Raw genomic sequence first — 16,193 nt, 5'->3', positions numbered from 1 at the left:
GCCGGGGGCGCCAACGGAACGGCCCGTTGCGGTGTCAGGGATTGCGTTTTAGCGTGTGCGATACAGATGAATAGGCGTCGATGGTTAGAGGCGTGGATGCGGGCGGTGGTCGCTGTCGTTGTCGCCAGCCTCACCATGGCCGTCGCCCCGGCCGGGACGGCCAGCGGAGCGGCCCTGGCCGGGACGGCCGGCGGGGCGCCCCTCGCGTGGCGGGCGTGCCCCGGTGTCGATGACACACGCCTGCGCTGTGCCACCGTCGAGGTGCCGCTCGACCACGCGCGGCCGGCCGGCCCCAGGATCGACATCATGATCTCCCGGCTGGCCGCGACCGACCCGGCGCTGCGCCGCGGTCTGCTGGTCACCACGGGTGGCGGACCGGGTGGTGCCGGTGTGCCCGAGCCGCTGAACCTCGCCGCCGTCGTCGATCCGGCGGTGCTCGCCCGGTACGACATCATCGGGTTCGACATGCGCTTCGTCGAACGCAGCACCCCGATCACCTGCGGCCAGCCGGAGGAGGAACCGGGCGGCTACTGGGTGCGCACCGCGACGTACCAGTCCCTGGAGGACACCGCCCGTCGAGGCCCGTGAGTACGCCCGTGCCTGCGCCCGGCACGCCGGTTGGGCGTTGCCGTTCGCCACGACCGCGCAGGCCGCCCGGGACATGGACGCCATCCGGGCAGGCCAACGCCTGCCTGACCGGCACCGTCACCGCCTACCTGGTGCACGGGCAGCTGCCGAGGCGCGACACGGCCTGCTGACGGCGCCTTGCCGGGTCGTCGCGGCGGTGTTCGCCTGCGGTACGTGGCGGAGCGAGCGGGTGCTCCACCAGGCGACCGCCGTTGGCCGTGGCTACGAGGGGAACCGCCGCCACTGCCCCTCGGAGACGACCTCGACGACGCCGTCGGTCACCGTGATGGCCGTCTGATCGTCGATGGCGTACGCCGGACCCGCGATCTCGGCCGCCCATCTCTCGGCATCAGCCATGGTGTTGTCGGGCTCAAGACCCAGGTGCGGGAAGATCGAGAAGTCGACGACTCCCAGTGTGCGGTCGTCGGGCGCGGACTGCCACGCGACGAATTCCGCGCCGATCCGGGGGGTCAGCACCATGCTCCCCGCACTCAGCCCCACCCAGACGGTGTCCGGCAGTGACGGCAGGAGGTCCGCCAGCCCGGAGTGCCGCATCCAGTGGCACAGGTATGCCGCATCGCCGCCGGCCACGAGGATGACGTCGGCGTCCCGCACCCAGGGAACCCACCGCTGCCCGCCGATGCTGGGCAACGCCGTCAGCTCCAGGACCCCCAGCGACTCCCAGCCCAGGCCGCACATGGGCAGCGGCGTGTGACCGGTGATGAAACGCCAGGCCGAGGCTGGCCCGGACATGGGGTTGCCGTACAGCGCCGTGGGGATGCAGAGGGCACTGGAGGCGGCGATCGGTTTGCCCAGTAGGTCGACCAGCGCCTCGTGGATACTCCCGTTCGTGATCCCTGCGGACGTGAGGAGGAGCCGCACGCGTGCCTCCTGTCCGTAGCGCTCACGACTGCCCGCCATGATAGTTGCGCACCATTGGTCGGTGCCCGCAGACGGGTCCGTCCGGAGCAATTTGCCGACGCCATTGTCAGTCATGGGATTTGCAGCGCCCTTGCGGCGACCCCACGCGTCGCTGACCCGGCCCGACGGCCTCGGTGCGCCGCACCGGTTCTTTCGCGACAAACTGGACTAGTTGGGTGTGACCCTTGCCTCATCATCGACCGATCCCTATCTTTAATGGAAAGCGCTTTCCCAACCCAGGTGCTCCCGCTCGAAAGGTGAGATCAGATGAGACGCAAAGTCGCCTCGCGGTGGCTGGCCGGCAGCGCCACCGTGGTCGCAGGCGCCGTCGTCGCGCTGGCGCTACAGATTCCCAGCGCCTCGGCCGCCACGAACCTGAGCCTCGGCGCCGGCGCCGACGGCTCCAGTAAGGCCAGCGGTACCAGCTACGGCAACGTCATCGACGGCAACACCGGCACCTACTGGTCGCCGAGCGGATCGACCGGCACGATCTCGGTCAAGTGGGGCAGCGCCACCACGGTGTCCTCGGCCGTCATCGTGCAGGCCTCGGGCGGCGGCTCGATCAGCGGCTGGCAGCTCAAGAACAACGACACGGGCGCCGTCCTGGCCAGCGGCAGCAGCGCCCCGAGCACCGTCAACTTCTCCTCGACGTCGCTGAAGAAGATCTCCTTCGTCATCACCGGCGCGTCCGGCACCCCGCGGATCGCCGAGTTCGAGACGTACTCCAGCGGCGGGTCGACCCCGACCTCCGGTCCCACCAGCAGTCCGACGTCCGGCCCGACCAGCAATCCGGGCACGCCGACCGGAGCGTGGCCGTCGTCGGCCGGCTCGGTCAGCATCTCCGGCACGGTCAACGTCTCCGGCACGTTCGACGGCGGGATGAAGACCTACTGCTGCATCGGTGACGGTGGGCAGGGCGAGTCGCAGGACCCGATGTTCAAGATCGCCAACGGTGGCACGCTGCAGAACGTCATCCTCGGTTCGCCGGCCGGCGACGGCGTGCACTGTGAAGGCACCTGCACCCTGCGCAACGTGTGGTGGAACGACATCGGTGAGGACGCCGCCACCTTCAAGCAGACCAACGGCGGCACCTCGTACGTCATCGGTGGCGGTGCGCGCAGCGGCAGCGACAAGACCTTCCAGCACAACGGCAACGGCACGGTCAACATCTCCGGCTTCTACCTGAAGGGGTCCGGCAAGCTGTACCGCGGCTGCGGCAACTGCACCACCTCGTACACCCGCCACGTGCGTATCGACAACGTCCTGGTCGACGACATCGACATGCTCGCCGGCATCAACAGCAACTGGAACGACACCGCCACGATCACCCGCGTGGTCGTGATCGGCTCGGCCACCATCTGCGGCAAGTACAAGGGTGTGCCCAAGGGCAGCGAACCCAGCTACCTCGGTGAGGGCTGGAACGACGCCAACTGCAAGGTCAACAGGAGTGACGTCACCTTCCGGTAGTCATCCCGGACGAGGTCCTGCGCAGCGGGGCATCCGCACCAGGCGGGTGCTCCGCTGCGCTGCGGCCGGCCGGCCGGGCGGCCGGGCGGACACCGGGTCCGGCTGGCGCGTCGCCCGCGTCGCGGGCGTACCGGAGAACGCATACGCCACCGACGGTCGTCGGCGGTGACCGCCCGGAACGGACCCGGGCGCATCGCCGTCAGCGCCCGACCCGCTCCGCGCCGCCGGGGTCACGTCAGCAGCGGTAGCGCCCTTTGGCGGACGTCGACGTAGCGCTCGTACACCTCGGGGGTGCCGGCGGCGGTGACCTCCTCGGCCTCCACCGGCCACGGCGGCGGCTCGACGTCGCCGGACAGCGCCCAGGCGGCCTGCCGCGCCGCGCCGAGCGCCACGTACTCGGCGGGGCGCGGCACGCTCACCGGCGCACCGAACAATGCCGGTGCGACCGCCCGCACCGCGCGGGACCGCGCCGCACCGCCGATCAGCAGCACCCGGTCGATCGGGACGTCCTGGGCGCGCAGCGCGTGGAGGGCGTCGGCGATGCCGCCGAGCATGCCCTCCACCGCGGCCCGCGCCAGGTTCGCCGCCGACGCGTTCGCCCGGGTCAGGCCGGCGAGTAGGCCGCGCGCGTCGGGCAGATCGGGGGTGCGTTCCCCGTCCAGGTACGGCAGCAGGGTCAACCCGCCCGCGCCGGGTTGCGCCGCGAGCGCCAGGTCGTCCAACTCCGCCAGTGACCGGCCCAGCAGGTCGGCGACCGTGACCAGCACCCGGGCCGCGTTGAGCGTGCAGACCAGCGGCAGGAACCGGCCGGTCGCGTCGGCGTACCCGGCGACCAGCCCGCTGGCGTCGGCGGTCGGTACGTCGCTGAGCCCGTACACGCACCCCGAGGTGCCCAGCGAGACCACCACGTCACCCGGCCGCAGGTCGACGCCGAGCGCACCGCCCATGGTGTCGCCGGTGCCGGCCGAGAGCAGCGCCCCGGCGGCGGTCTCCCCGACCACCTCGGCCGGCCCGGCGACCCGGGGGAGTGCCACGTCCCGACCGAAGGCGAGCCGCACCAGGTCCTGCCGGTACGCGCCAACGGCCGGTGACCAGTAGCCGGTGCCGGACGCCTCGCCCCGGTCGGTCGTCGGCTCCCCGCCGTCCGCGCGCAGTCGGTGGGTGAGCCAGTCGTGGGGTAGCAGCACCATGCTGGTGCGGTCCGCCAGCTCGGGCTCGGCGTGGGAGAACCAGCGCAGCTTGGTGACCGTGAAGCTGGCCACCGGCACCAGCCCGACGGCGTCGGCCCATGCCTTCGGGCCGCCGAACTCGGTGGTCAGGTCGACGGCGGCACGCGCCGAGCGGGTGTCGTTCCACAGGATGGCGGGGCGCAGCACCTCGCCGGCGTCGTCGAGACAGACCATGCCCTGCTGTTGTCCGGCGACGCCGATCGCGGCGACTCCGTCCAGCAGGCCGGCACTGGCCTGCTCGTACGCGGCCCACCACGACCGTGGGTCGATCTCGGTGCCGTCGGGGTGTGGGGCGCGGCCCGCGCGGAGCACCTCGCCGGTCTCGGCGTCGCAGACCACGACCTTGGTCGACTGGGTCGACGAATCGACCCCGGCGACGAGGGTCCTCGCGTCACCCATGGCGGTGCCTCCGTAGCTCGGGACCCGACCCTACGTCCAGCACCCGGATTAGTTCAATGGCTATGCAAAATTCGGCGTCGCCTTGACCGCTCGCACCGGACGACACTGCCACGGAAACCGGTCAGGAGGTGACCGGTTTCGGTCGGCATGATGCCGGCATGACAACCGATTTTCCCGAGCCCACCCGCATCGCGGTCAACGGTGTGGAACTCGAAGTCTTCGAAGCCGGCCGGCACAACGCAGGCAATCCCGTCGTGCTCTGTCACGGCTGGCCGGAGCACGCCTTCTCCTGGCGTCATCAGGTGCCGGCCCTGGCGGCGGCGGGCTACCACGTGATCGTCCCCAACCAACGGGGCTACGGCAACTCGTCCCGTCCCGCCGACGTGACGGACTACGACATCGCCCAGCTGTCCGGTGACCTCGTCGCCCTCCTCGATCACTACGGCTACCAGGACGCCACCTTCGTCGGCCACGACTGGGGCGCATTCGTCGTCTGGGGCCTGACCCTGCTGCACCCGCACCGGGTCAACGGCGTGGTGGCGCTGAGCGTGCCCTACCAGGAGCGCGGAGAGGTGCCGTGGATCGAGGCTATGGAGGCCGTGCTCGGCCCCGACTTCTACTTCGTGCACTTCAACCGGCAGCCGGGCGTCGCGGACGCCGTGTTCGAGGAGAACCCGTTCCGGTTCCTGCGGAACCTGTACCGGAAGAACGTGCCCCCCGCAGAGCCCCAGCCGGGCAACGCCCTGATCAACCTCGCCAGGGCGGAAACCCCGCCCGGTGAGCCCGTCATGAGCGACGACGAACTGGCGGTCTTCGTCTCCGCCTTCGAGTCGGCAGGGTTCACGGGCGGAATCAACTGGTACCGGAACCTGGACCGCAACTGGCGGCTGCTGGCAGCTGCGGACCCGATCATCCGACAGCCCACCCTCATGATCTACGGCGACCGTGACCCGGTCGCCAGGGCGGAGAGGTTGACGGCATTCGTGCCGAACGTGGACGTGGTCGGTCTGGACTGCGGTCACTGGATCCAACAGGAGAAACCGCAGGAGACGACCGGGACGATCCTGGCGTGGCTGGACCAGCGGGCTGCCGCACCGGCGTACGCCCCGTAGGTCGGCATGGCGGTCCTGCCGCCGATCGAGCTGACGTTGATCACGCGACCCCCGCCGTGCAGGGGCGCGGGCAGGAGTGCCTGGGTGACGGCGACGTGGCCGAACAGGTTGACCTCGAACACCCGCCGCCACTGCGCCATCGGCAGTGCTTCGACCGGCGCGTTCACCGGGATTCCCGCGTTGTTGACCAGCGCGTGCACCGTGCGCGGGTCGTCGCCGACCCGGGCGGCGAGGACCGCCACCTGCTCGGCGTCGGTGATGGCGAGGATGACCGGTTCGACGCCGGTCGTGCGGATGGCGTCGGCGTCGGTGCCGCGTCGCACCCCGGCCAGGACATGAATCCCGCCGGGCAAGTTCGCGGGTGGGTGACGTTCGCCGCGATACCGATCGGCCGTTGGTGATTGGTGGAACCGGGCGGATAGCTTCGAGCTCTCAAGGTGGGCGACGGGCGGAGGATGGATGACGCGTGGCAACGCTGAGTATCGCTACACGAACACGGCGATAATGTCGGTGGCGGCTGTGGAAGCTCCGGTCGTCGTCACCTCTGACCAGTTCGACGAGCAGCTGAGCGAGACCTTCCGGCGGCTGAGGCTGCGCCCACGGATGCTTCAGCGGATCGCCGGCGTCCAGGAGCGGCGCTGGTGGCCGGAGGGTTTCGGGTTTGCCGACGCGGCGGCGACTGCCGGGGCTAAGGCGCTGTCGGAGGCGGGTGTCGACGCGCATGACGTCGGCCTGCTGATCAACACGTCCGTGTCCCGAGCGCATCTGGAGCCATCGACGGCGGTGGCGATCCACCACGCCCTGGACCTGCCGCCGTCGGCCTTGAACTTCGACATCGCCAATGCCTGCCTCGGGTTCGTCAACGGGATCCAGGTCGCCGCCAACATGATCGACGCCGGACAGATCCGGTACGCGCTGATCGTGGCGGGCGAGAGTGCCCGCGAGGCGCAACAGGCGACGATCGAGCGGTTACGCCGGTCCGACTCCACCCGCGACGACGTCCGGGAGCAGTTCGCCACGTTGACCCTCGGATCAGGCGCCGCCGCGATGGTGCTGGCCGCAGCCGACGCCCACCAGGAGGGGCACCGCCTCGTCGGCGGGGTGAGTCGGGCGGCCACGCAACACCACACGCTGTGTGTCGGGGACAGCACGCGGATGCGTACCGACGCGAAGGGTCTGCTCGACGCGGGGGTGGACCTCGCGGCGGCGGCCTGGGCGCGCACCGGGGCGTGGGACTGGCAGAACATGGACCTCTACGTCATGCACCAGGTCTCGGCGGCGCACACGCACGGCGTCGTCAGCCGGCTCGGCCTCGACCCTCGCAAGGTGCCCGAGACGTTCCCGTTGTGGGGGAACGTCGGCCCGGCGTCGCTGCCGCTGACCCTGGCTCACCACGCCGGGTCGCTCAACTCAGGTGACCGGGTGCTGTGTATGGGGGTCGGCTCCGGCCTGAACACGTGTGCCCTGGAGATCGTGTGGTGAGCAATCGAGACACGGTGTCGCCGCTCGGGCTGTCGGGACTGGACAGTTCCTGGTCCCGGTGGGTCACCGCGGTAGACAGTCAGGGCGTGCAGCGCACCTGGCATGTACTGGACACCGCTGCCGAGGCCCCGACCGGTCCGGTCCGACCCGTGGGGACCATCCTGTGCGTGCACGGCAATCCGACCTGGTCGTACCTGTGGCGACACCTGTTGGCCCGGTTCGGGCGGGATGACGCACCGCCGTGGCGGGTGGTCGCCGTGGACCACCTGGACATGGGGTTCTCCGAGCGCACCGGCACCGTACGTGGGCTGGCGCAGCGGATCGACGACCTCACCACGGTCACCGACGCGCTGGGACTGACCGGGCCGGTGGTCACGGTCGGGCACGACTGGGGCGGGTCCATCTCGTTGGGTTGGGCGCTGCGGCACCGTGATCAACTACGCGGTGTCGTGTTGACCAACACCGCGGTGCACCAGCCGAGTGGGTCGCCGGCACCCACGCTGATCCGCCTGGCCCGGCTGCCCGGCGTGCTGCCGGCGGTGACCGTGCGGACCCCGACGTTCCTGCAGGCCACCCTCGCCCTGGCGAACCCGTGGCTGCCGGAGCCGGTGCGAGAGGGCTATCTCGCTCCGTACCGGGGGGCGGACCGGCGGGCGGCGATCGGCGGCTTCGTCGCGGACATCCCACTCGGATCCGACCATTCGAGCTGGCAGGCGCTGCAAGACGTCGCACAGGGTCTGCACACGCTGGCGGAGATCCCGACACTGCTGTTGTGGGGGCCGCGTGACCCGGTCTTCGGCGACGTGCATCTCCGGGACCTGCGCAACCGGTTGCCGCATGCGCGGTTGCACCGGTTCGAAGGTGCCGGTCACCTGCTCCCCGAGGATGCTGATGTCGCCGGTGCGGTGGCTCGGTGGCTGGTTGAACTGGACCATCGGCCCGCCGACCCGACTCCGGCATCCGCACCGGCACCGGCGGTGCCATGGCGTCCGCTGTGGGCGGCGTTGGCCGAGCGCGCCGAGGACCGGTCGGTCGCCCTGGTGGAGCTGGCGAACAACGGCCGGCAGGTCAGCTGGTCCCTGTTGTGGCAGCGGATCCGGGAGATCGGGGCCGGGTTGTCGGCCTCCGGAGTACGCCGCGGTGATCGGGTGGCACTACTCGTACCGCCCGGGGCCGACCTGACCGCCGCCGTCTACGCGTGTCTTCGCATCGGTGCGGTGATCGTGGTGGTCGATCCGGGTCTGGGGCTGGCCGGCATGAGTCGGGCCCTGCGCAGCGCGGACCCCGCGCACCTGGTCGCCGTCGGCCGGGGCCTCGCCGTCGCCCGGGCCATGGGCTGGCCCGGACGGCGTATCGGAGCCGGGCCGGGCGCCGCCGCGTTGGGGGCGTTGACCCTGGGTGGGCTTGCCCGCCTCGGCGCCGACGTCCGGGAACTTCCGGCCGCCCCACAACCGGACGACGACGCGGCCGTGCTGTTCACCTCCGGTTCCACCGGCCCGGCGAAGGGTGTGGTCTACACCCATCGCCAACTCGCCGCGATGCGTGACGCGCTGTTCGAGCTCGGGGTGAACACCGACGCCGGGATCGTGGCGGCTTTCGCGCCGTTCGCACTGTTCGGGCCGGCTCTCGGTGCCCCTTCGGCGATCCCGGACATGAGGGTCACCGCACCAGGGACGTTGACCGCCACCGCTCTCGCCGAGGCGGCAGCCGCGGTCGACGGCTCGGCGGTGTTCGCGTCACCGGCCGCGCTACGCAACGTGGTCGACACCGGCGACGTGTTGGACGACCACCACCGCGCCGCGCTGCAGGGGGTGACATTGCTGCTCAGCGCGGGCGCGCCGGTGCCCGCCGCGCTGCTCACCCGGACGCGGGTGCTGATGCCCGAGGCGCAGCCGCACACCCCCTACGGAATGACCGAGGTTCTCCCGGTCACCGACGTCACCCTCGACGAGATCGTCGACGCCGGGCCGGGCGACGGTGTCTGCGTCGGCCGGCCGTTGCCCGGTGTCCAGGTGGCGATCGCGGCCCTGGACACGACCGGCACGCCTTCCGAGCAACCCGGTTGCCCTCCTGGGCGCACCGGCGAGATCCTGGTCAGGGCCGCCCATGTCAAGGACCGGTACGACGGGCTCTGGCTGACCGAGCGGGACAGCTCCCGCAATCCCGGATGGCACCGCACGGGCGACGTGGGCTACCTGGATTCCGACGGCCGACTGTGGGTGCAGGGTCGGCTTGCCCACGTCCTGGTCACGTCCGACGGCGTGCTCACTCCGGTCGGGACCGAACAGCGAATCGAGTCGTTGCCGCAGATCGCGCGGGCCGCAGTGGTCGGTGTGGGACCACCCGGGGTGGCAAAGGTCGTGGTCATCGCCGAAACCCTGCCCGGGAGCCGCCGTGCCCGAATGGCCAGCCGTGACCTGGCCGCCGCGGTACGCACCGCAGCCGCGACACCGGTCGCGGCCGTGTTGGTGGTCCCGGCCCTGCCCACGGACATCCGCCACAACTCGAAGATCGACCGTACCCGGCTGCGGCACTGGGCGGAACGAGTGCTCGCCGGCGGGGGGTTGCGCCGCCCGTGAAGATCCTCGTCACCGGTGCCAGCGGCATGCTCGGCGGCGCCACCGCCGCGGCTGCGCGGATGCGCGGCGACCACGTCCGCGTCCTGCAACGTCGGCCCAGCGGCCTGGTCGGGGTCGACGAGCACCGCGGCGACATCACCGATCCGGAAGCGGTACGCGCGGCCACCGAAGGAGTCGACGCCGTGGTCCATCTGGCCGCGAAGGTGTCGATGACCGGGCCGTGGCAACACTTCGCGCACACCAACATCGGTGGTACGGCCACCCTGCTCGCCGCCGCCCGGGCAGCCGGCGTGCCGCGATTCGTGCACGTGTCCTCGCCGTCGGTGGCCCACCACGGCACCGGCCTGGCCGGCGTCGGCGCCGGCACCGCCGACCCGGACCGTGCCCGGGGCCACTACGCCCGGAGCAAGGCCTCGGCGGAGTTGCTCGCGCTGGCCGCCGACTCGCCCGACTTCGCCGTGGTGGCGATCCGCCCCCACCTGGTCTGGGGGCCGGGCGACACCCAGTTGGTGGGTCGGATCGTCGAGCGGGCCCGGGGCAACCGGCTGGCACTGGTAGGCCGGGGAACCGCCCTGATCGACACGACGTACGTCAGTAACGCCGCCGACGCCCTCGTCGCCGCGATCGACCGGGCCCCCGAGGCCGGCGTACACGGACAGGCCTTTGTCGTGACGAACGGTGAACCGCGGACGGTGCACGAGCTCGTCGACCGGATCTGCGTCGCCGCCGGTACGGCGTCACCGAGGCTCCGGGTGCCGGTGGCCGTGGCAAAGGCCGGCGGCGCCGTGGTGGAGCGGCTCTGGTCGGCGCTTCGGCGCACCGAGGAACCGCCCATGACCCGGTTCCTGGCCGAGCAGTTGTCCACCGCCCACTGGTTCGACCAACGCCGAACCCGAGAGGCACTGGGCTGGTCACCGCAGGTGACGCTTGAGGAAGGCTTCGTTCGGCTGGCCATGGCGTACCGGAGCACGGTCCCCGTCCCCGCAGCCACTGGCGGGGACTGAGCGCGGCACCGCCGACCACGCCGGTGGCGACACCGCGCATGCCGGGACCGCGCCGCTCGTGGTGCCGTCACTTTTCGTAGTCACAGTCATGCTTGTTGTGCACCGGTGCCGGCCTGCTCCCTCGTGGTGGGTCGCTGGCGTCTGACGGGTGGCCTACGTGCGGTGCCCGGGCAGGGACTCCGACGCGAGAAGGGCGAGCAGCTTCTCGATTCGTTCGGTGCCCGGCTGGTGGCCGGTCAGGGTGTGCGACTGGGCCGCCAGCCCGGCGCTGCGCCGGGCGGCGACCACGTCACCGGCCGAGTACTCGGCTGCGGCGCGGGCGGCGAGCGCCCGGCCTTCGAGCAGCCGATAGCCGCACTGCCGCGTGATGGACAGCGCCGCATGGCACCAGGAGGGTGCCGCAGGCTCGTCGATTTCGGCGAGGCTGACGGTGATGTCGGCCTCGATGTACCGATCCGCGGTGGTGCGCGCGGTTCGCAGGGCATCCAACAGGGTGCCGGGTTTCCGCTCGACGACGCCCAGGATGTGGAGAGCGAGCGCTTCGACCCGGGGCTCGACCGGTGCGCGCGCCATGTCGAGTGCCTGCCGGGCGAGGCTGGCCGCGTGCGGATGGTCGCCACGGTCGCAGTGGACCCGAGCCAGCGCACACAGGGTGGTGGCACGGCCCCGGCTGCCCGTCTGCTCATGGAGTTCCAGCGCCTCGGTCAGTGTCCGTAGTGCATCGTCGGACCGGCCGAGAAGGTGGTAGACGACGCCCAGGTTGCTCAGGATGAGGGCCCGGCTGGAGGTTGCCCCACCCTGGTGTGCCAGGGTGAGTGCCGCGTGGTGATGGTCTGCGGCCTCGCGGAGCCGTCCGAGGTCGGCGCAGACCAGTCCGAGGTTGTTGTGGTTGACGGCGACGCCTGCGGTCCGGCCGTTGCGCCGGTTGAACTCCAGCGCCCGCTCCATGACCCGTAGGGCTTCACCCGGCTGGCCGGTCATCCGGAAGACCGGTCCCAGGTTGCCCAGCGCGGCCGCCTCGCCGTCGCGCCACCCTGAACGGTTCGCGGCGAGTAGCGCCAGCTGGTAGTCGTCGATCGCCTCGGGGAACCGTTCCAGCCGCCAGTGCAGGGCGGCGAGACTCAGCCGGGCCGCCGCCTCGGCCTGCTCGTGCCGGTCGGCCCGGGCCGCGGAAAGACCGATCCTCGCGACCTCGGACCATTGCGTGGTGTGCATCCCCAGCCACAGGTAGCCGCGTAGCGCGTCCGCCAGCGACCAGGCGAAGGTGTGCAGTTCCTGGTGCGCGGCATGGCGTGTCACGGCGACGAGGTTGTGCCGGTGTGCGTCGAGCCAGGCGAGAGCGTCGACATGGGCGGCGAATCGCATCGGTGGACCGGTGGGCGCAGCTAGCTGCGTGGGTACGCGCAACACCTGTGGATACAGCCGATCGGCTGCGGCGTACACGCTGAAGAGGTACCAGGACAGCAGGTCGACGAGTCTGTCCCGGTTGTCCTCGACCGCCGCCAGTTCGGTCACGTACCGGCCGAGCAGGTCGTGGGTGCCGAAGTGGCCCGGCGTGCGCTCCTGCGCCAGGTGCGCGTCGGCGATCCGGGCGAGCATGTCCGCCGCCTCGCCGGTTTCGCACCGCAGCATCGCGGCGGCCGACTCCGCTGTCACGTCGCAGCCGGGCACCAGGCCGAACAGCCGGAAGAGCCGCTGGAGTCGCGGTGGCAGAGTCCGGTAGGAGACGGCGAACGCCGAACGCACCGCGACCTGCTCGTCGTCACGGACGGTCAGCACGGTCAGCGGGTCGCCCGCGCGAAGCCGCGCCAGGTACCCGCTGACCATCTCGTGCGGGCGGGCGTGCAGGTCTGCTGCGGCGATACGCAGGGCCAGCGGCAGGTGTGCGCAGTCACGGGCCAGTTCCGCGAGAGCGTCCCGCTGCTCGACGACCCGTTCCGCGCCGATGACGCGGATCAACAGTTCGGTGGCCTCCTGCGGCGCGAGCACGTCCAACGACAGCCGCTGCGCGTCGTGCCGGGCGGCCAGCCCGCCGAGGCGATCACGGCTGGTCACGATCACCAGGCAGCCGGCGCCGCCGGGCAACAGCGGCCGTACGTGCGCGGTGTCGCGGGCGTTGTCCAGCAGGATCAGCATCCGCCGGTCGGCGAGCACGCTGCGGTAGAGATCCGTCGCCTCGTCGACGTCGTCGGGCACCCGGGCGGGCGGCACACCGAGCGCGCGAAGGCAGCGCGACACCGCCTCCAGCGGTGCTGTCGCCGCTCCGGGCGAGTAACCGCGCAGGTCCAGGAAGAGCTGCCCGTCGCCGAAGAGTGGCCGTACCTGGTGCGCCCACCGGACCGCCAGCGCCGTCTTGCCCACCCCGGCCGTCCCGATGATCGCGACGACCGCCAGGGCGCCGCTTTCCCGGGCCTGGTCCAGCATCGTGTCCATCGCGGCGAGTGCGTCGCCGCGACCGGTGAAGGTGGACAGGCCGGCGGGCAGTTGGGCGGGACGCGGAGCGGATCCGGGTTCCCGGACCGGTGGTGCGGGTCTGTTCGGCGGAAACTGTTGCCGCAGCACCCGTACGTGGGCCTCCGCGAGCAGTGCTCCCGGCTCGATGCCCAGCTCGTCGGCGAGGAGGCGGCGGATCCGCTCGAACACCCGCAGCGCCTCGGCCCGGTGTCCCGATCCGGCCAGTGCCGTCATCAGCCGCACGGCGAGGCCCTCGTGCCACGGGTTCCCGGTGACCAGCTCGCGCAGCGGCGCCACCACGGCGGCGTGTCGACCGAGTGCGAACTCGGCGTCGAACAGGTCCTCGGACGCGGCAAGCCGCTTGTCGTGCAGGGCGGCGGCGGCCGCCGGTACGAAAGCGCCGGACGCCCCGGCGAGTGCCGGGCCACGCCACAGCGCCAACGCCTGCCGTAACAGAATGGTGGCCCGTTCGTGCTCGCCGGAGTCGGCATACCGACGGGCAGCTTCGGTCAGCCCGGAGAAGACCACCACGTCCAGGTCGTCGCCGGCCAACTCAAGGCGGTATCCGCCGGAATCGGAATAGATGGTCTCGGGTATCCCGGCCGCACGGGTCAGTTGTCGCAACCGGGAGACACAGACCTGGACCTGCGCTCGTGCGCGGGTGGGGAGAGCTCCGCCCCACAGCGCCTCGGTCAACTGCTCCGCCGACACCACCACGTTGGCATTGAGCAACAGGAACGCCAGCACAGCGCGTTGTTGGGGTCGTCCCAGCGGCACTCGCCCGCCCCGCACCACGGCCTCGACCGGGCCGAGCAAGCGCCATGTCATCCAGCCCCCACATTGATGTATCGAACTCGATTCTATGTGTCGCCTCCAGGGCGGCTATCGGATGGCTAGCCGATGGCAAGCCGGGCCGCGCAGCCTGATGGAGCCGGGCGGACGGTCCGGAACCTGGGGTAAAGGAGCTTCAATGAGACGAAGAATCCGCGCGGCTCTCCTCGCGGTGACGACACTCAGCATGGTCGTCGCGTCGGTCGGGGTCGCGCAGGCCGACGAGTCGTCGCAGCCAGCGCAGTCGTCACTGCGCGACGCACGGGCCGCCGCAGCCGCGTCGGGCGGGCTGAGCCACGCCGCGAAGGGCGGGATCGGCATCGCCGCGACGTGGTTCACCGGCACCCTCGCCGCCGGCGGCACACAGGGCTGGACCTGGACCAACGCCCCGGCCGACGCCGCCTACGTGGTCGGCTACAACCCGGTCGGCGCGACCACCTCGGCCACGTGCCAGTTCGAGACGATCAACAGCCGGTACGTCCAACTGCCCAGTGGGGAGCGGCAGTACCAGTTCACCCTCAAGAACGTCGGCTCGATCGCCTGTGGTGCGACGGTGCAACTCACGGCGGTGACCAGTACGTTCCTCGGCTCGACCGGCGGCGTCAGCCCGGGTGGCACCCAGACGAGCCTGTGGAACGTCCCCTGGAACACCATCTGGGTGCCCGCTCTGAACCCGAGCGGCGCCACGAGTTCGGCGGCCTGCCAGTTCCAGGTGTCGCGCATCTGGACCGTGCAGCCGGGCAGCTCGCTCCGGCAGATCTGGGTGGAGGCCAAGAACGTAGGGAGCATCACTTGCCAGGCCGACATCCGGCTCGGCTCCACCACCGTCGGCTCGCAGTTCTCCATGGCGACCGTGGGCCCCGGCAGCACCTGGTCCACGACCTGGAACAACGCCAATCCCGTCACCTCGGCCTACGTGGTCGGTCCGTCGCCCCAGGGCAGCTTCCCCACCTACTGCCAGTTCGAGGTCACGCGCCTGGTCTACATCCAGCGCATCAACGGTGACGGATCCTCTCAGCGTCAGCTCGCGATGTGGTTCAAGAACCTCAGCACACTGTCCTGCGGAGGGACCGCCTACCTGCAGACCATCGCTGCCTGATTCCGCACCCGTCCCCGCGGTCACCGCGCGACAACCACCGTTGTCGCGCGGTGGCCGCGCCCTTCACGCCGCCACCCCTGGCCGGGACCCGCAGCTCCCTGGCCGGGTTGCCGGCTCCGGGCCCGGACATCAGATCATCACCGGGTGGACGAGCGGCGGTTCGGCGGCCGTCGACGTCAGACACAGATCGGTTCTGCGGCGGCGGAGCGGTCGTCACGAGTGACGACGGCTCCGATCGCGCAGAGCCGGTCGGTGGGGTCGGCGCGGACGATCAGGGTGGTGAAGGCCGACTTCACATCGGGTTCCACGGCTTCCTGGCGGGTATCCCCGTGCGGGTCGGACCTGCGGTAGATGGCGACCTCGACGTGGTTGCCCAGCGGGCTGTCGTCTGCTCGGGTGATTCGGGCCCACGCGGCCCGACACCTGACCGAGAACACGATCTCCAGCAGGAACTCCGGGTTCTTGTTCGTGCTCGTCGCGACCTTCGCGTCGTCCAGGCACGGCGTGTCCAGCGGGTTGTCACCGGTCGCTGCCGGTGCGGAGGTCGGCTTCGTTGCCGTGGCGGTGGCCGGCTCAGACGTCGAGACACGGTGTACGACGAACCCGGTCACGACATTGGTGCTCAGCAGTGTGACCGCGACCGCTGCCCACCACCGCCATCGAGGTTGTCCAGGTGGTCGACTGGTGAACTCCGCAGCGTTCTGCTCGCCGGCTGGCGTGACCAGCGCCGTACGACGAGCCACCCACCGTTCGATTTCCGCGTGGTCGACGCCGAGGGCGGTCAGGTAGCCGCGTACCGCCAACTCGGAGGGCAGCGCTTCGAGTTTCGCGACCTTGTGCAGGGTGCTCTTACTGACCCGTACACCGTTCATTCTGGCGCGGTGGACCATCGCGTCCCATGTGGGCGGCACCTCACGGTCGTCGCGCAGCCTGCGTAGGTCACCCACGAAACGGTCAACCGAGTCGCCCCGGTCCTGCCGATCCGACTC

Annotated in this window: 12 protein-coding genes; 7 read left to right on the top strand and 5 right to left on the bottom strand. The window is 71.0% G+C overall.

Features of this window, described 5'->3' with window-relative positions:
* The first annotated feature begins 105 nt into the window (after positions 1 to 105).
* Positions 106 to 588 (top strand): hypothetical protein, encoded by a 483-nt coding sequence (locus JQN83_RS14175; RefSeq protein WP_208567597.1) that lies wholly within the window; start codon positions 106 to 108, stop codon positions 586 to 588.
* A gap of 261 nt (positions 589 to 849) precedes the next feature.
* On the opposite strand, the gene JQN83_RS14170 is transcribed toward JQN83_RS14175, so the two are convergent.
* Positions 850 to 1,509: a Type 1 glutamine amidotransferase-like domain-containing protein gene (locus JQN83_RS14170; RefSeq protein WP_208567675.1), complete on the bottom strand. Its 660-nt coding sequence runs from the start codon at positions 1,507 to 1,509 to the stop codon at positions 850 to 852.
* Between the two features lie 306 nt (positions 1,510 to 1,815).
* Here JQN83_RS14170 and JQN83_RS14165 point away from each other — a divergent pair, with 306 nt between their 5' ends.
* Positions 1,816 to 3,015, top strand: a complete 1,200-nt coding sequence (locus tag JQN83_RS14165; RefSeq protein WP_208567596.1) for a pectate lyase — start codon at positions 1,816 to 1,818, stop codon at positions 3,013 to 3,015.
* Positions 3,016 to 3,245: 230 nt separating this feature from the next.
* Here the strand turns inward: JQN83_RS14165 and xylB are convergent, their stop codons facing one another.
* Positions 3,246 to 4,643: a xylulokinase gene (gene xylB, locus JQN83_RS14160; protein ID WP_208567595.1), complete on the bottom strand. Its 1,398-nt coding sequence runs from the start codon at positions 4,641 to 4,643 to the stop codon at positions 3,246 to 3,248.
* 158 nt (positions 4,644 to 4,801) lie between these two features.
* Here xylB and JQN83_RS14155 point away from each other — a divergent pair, with 158 nt between their 5' ends.
* Complete coding sequence (locus JQN83_RS14155) at positions 4,802 to 5,755, top strand: alpha/beta fold hydrolase (protein ID WP_244252414.1); 954 nt, start codon at positions 4,802 to 4,804, stop codon at positions 5,753 to 5,755.
* Here the strand turns inward: JQN83_RS14155 and JQN83_RS14150 are convergent.
* Positions 5,662 to 6,078, bottom strand: a complete 417-nt coding sequence (locus JQN83_RS14150; protein WP_307799273.1) for an SDR family NAD(P)-dependent oxidoreductase — start codon at positions 6,076 to 6,078, stop codon at positions 5,662 to 5,664. The two genes, JQN83_RS14155 and JQN83_RS14150, sit on opposite strands and share 94 nt — an antisense overlap.
* Before the next feature lie 136 nt (positions 6,079 to 6,214).
* Between JQN83_RS14150 and JQN83_RS14145 the strand changes: the two genes are divergently transcribed.
* Genes JQN83_RS14145 through JQN83_RS14135 form a run of 3 tightly spaced genes read left to right on the top strand, consistent with a single transcriptional unit; the run spans position 6,215 to position 10,820 of the window.
* Complete coding sequence (locus tag JQN83_RS14145) at positions 6,215 to 7,237, top strand: 3-oxoacyl-ACP synthase III (RefSeq protein ID WP_279632754.1); 1,023 nt, start codon at positions 6,215 to 6,217, stop codon at positions 7,235 to 7,237.
* On the top strand, positions 7,183 to 9,816 hold the full coding sequence (locus tag JQN83_RS14140; protein WP_307799271.1) for an alpha/beta fold hydrolase: 2,634 nt from the start codon (positions 7,183 to 7,185) through the stop codon (positions 9,814 to 9,816). The genes JQN83_RS14145 and JQN83_RS14140 overlap by 55 nt, the downstream gene beginning before the upstream one ends.
* Positions 9,813 to 10,820 carry an NAD-dependent epimerase/dehydratase family protein gene (locus JQN83_RS14135; protein ID WP_208567590.1) on the top strand — a complete coding sequence of 336 codons (1,008 nt, stop codon included), beginning with the start codon at positions 9,813 to 9,815 and terminating at the stop codon, positions 10,818 to 10,820. Before JQN83_RS14140 ends, JQN83_RS14135 begins: the two co-directional genes overlap by 4 nt.
* Before the next feature lie 153 nt (positions 10,821 to 10,973).
* Here JQN83_RS14135 and JQN83_RS14130 read toward each other — a convergent pair whose 3' ends face one another.
* Entirely contained in the window at positions 10,974 to 14,102 is a 3,129-nt protein-coding gene (locus tag JQN83_RS14130) for an AfsR/SARP family transcriptional regulator (protein WP_208567589.1), read from the bottom strand.
* A gap of 142 nt (positions 14,103 to 14,244) precedes the next feature.
* Here JQN83_RS14130 and JQN83_RS14125 point away from each other — a divergent pair, with 142 nt between their 5' ends.
* The gene (locus JQN83_RS14125; RefSeq protein ID WP_208567588.1) at positions 14,245 to 15,204 is read left to right on the top strand and encodes a hypothetical protein; all 960 of its coding nucleotides are present in this window, start codon (positions 14,245 to 14,247) and stop codon (positions 15,202 to 15,204) included.
* A 176-nt stretch (positions 15,205 to 15,380) separates the two neighbouring features.
* Here JQN83_RS14125 and JQN83_RS14120 read toward each other — a convergent pair whose 3' ends face one another.
* Complete coding sequence (locus JQN83_RS14120) at positions 15,381 to 16,076, bottom strand: DUF2690 domain-containing protein (RefSeq protein WP_208567587.1); 696 nt, start codon at positions 16,074 to 16,076, stop codon at positions 15,381 to 15,383.
* Between the last annotated feature and the right edge of the window lie 117 nt (positions 16,077 to 16,193).

It is taken from the genome of Micromonospora antibiotica, assembly GCF_017599305.1.
Lineage (GTDB): Bacteria > Actinomycetota > Actinomycetes > Mycobacteriales > Micromonosporaceae > Micromonospora > Micromonospora antibiotica.
Note: the sequence above shows the minus strand (reverse complement) of the source record. Positions and strands in the feature narration are given on the sequence as shown.

Excerpts from the sequence above, each read along its gene's own strand:
- JQN83_RS14165 (WP_208567596.1), top strand. The coding sequence starts at position 1,816 with ATGAGACGCAAAGTCGCCTCGCGGTGGCTGGCCGGCAGCGCCACCGTG.
- xylB (WP_208567595.1), bottom strand. The coding sequence starts at position 4,643 with ATGGGTGACGCGAGGACCCTCGTCGCCGGGGTCGATTCGTCGACCCAG.
- JQN83_RS14155 (WP_244252414.1), top strand. The coding sequence starts at position 4,802 with ATGACAACCGATTTTCCCGAGCCCACCCGCATCGCGGTCAACGGTGTG.
- JQN83_RS14145 (WP_279632754.1), top strand. The coding sequence starts at position 6,215 with ATGACGCGTGGCAACGCTGAGTATCGCTACACGAACACGGCGATAATG.
- JQN83_RS14130 (WP_208567589.1), bottom strand. The coding sequence starts at position 14,102 with ATGACATGGCGCTTGCTCGGCCCGGTCGAGGCCGTGGTGCGGGGCGGG.
- JQN83_RS14125 (WP_208567588.1), top strand. The coding sequence starts at position 14,245 with ATGAGACGAAGAATCCGCGCGGCTCTCCTCGCGGTGACGACACTCAGC.
- JQN83_RS14120 (WP_208567587.1), bottom strand. The coding sequence starts at position 16,076 with ATGAACGGTGTACGGGTCAGTAAGAGCACCCTGCACAAGGTCGCGAAA.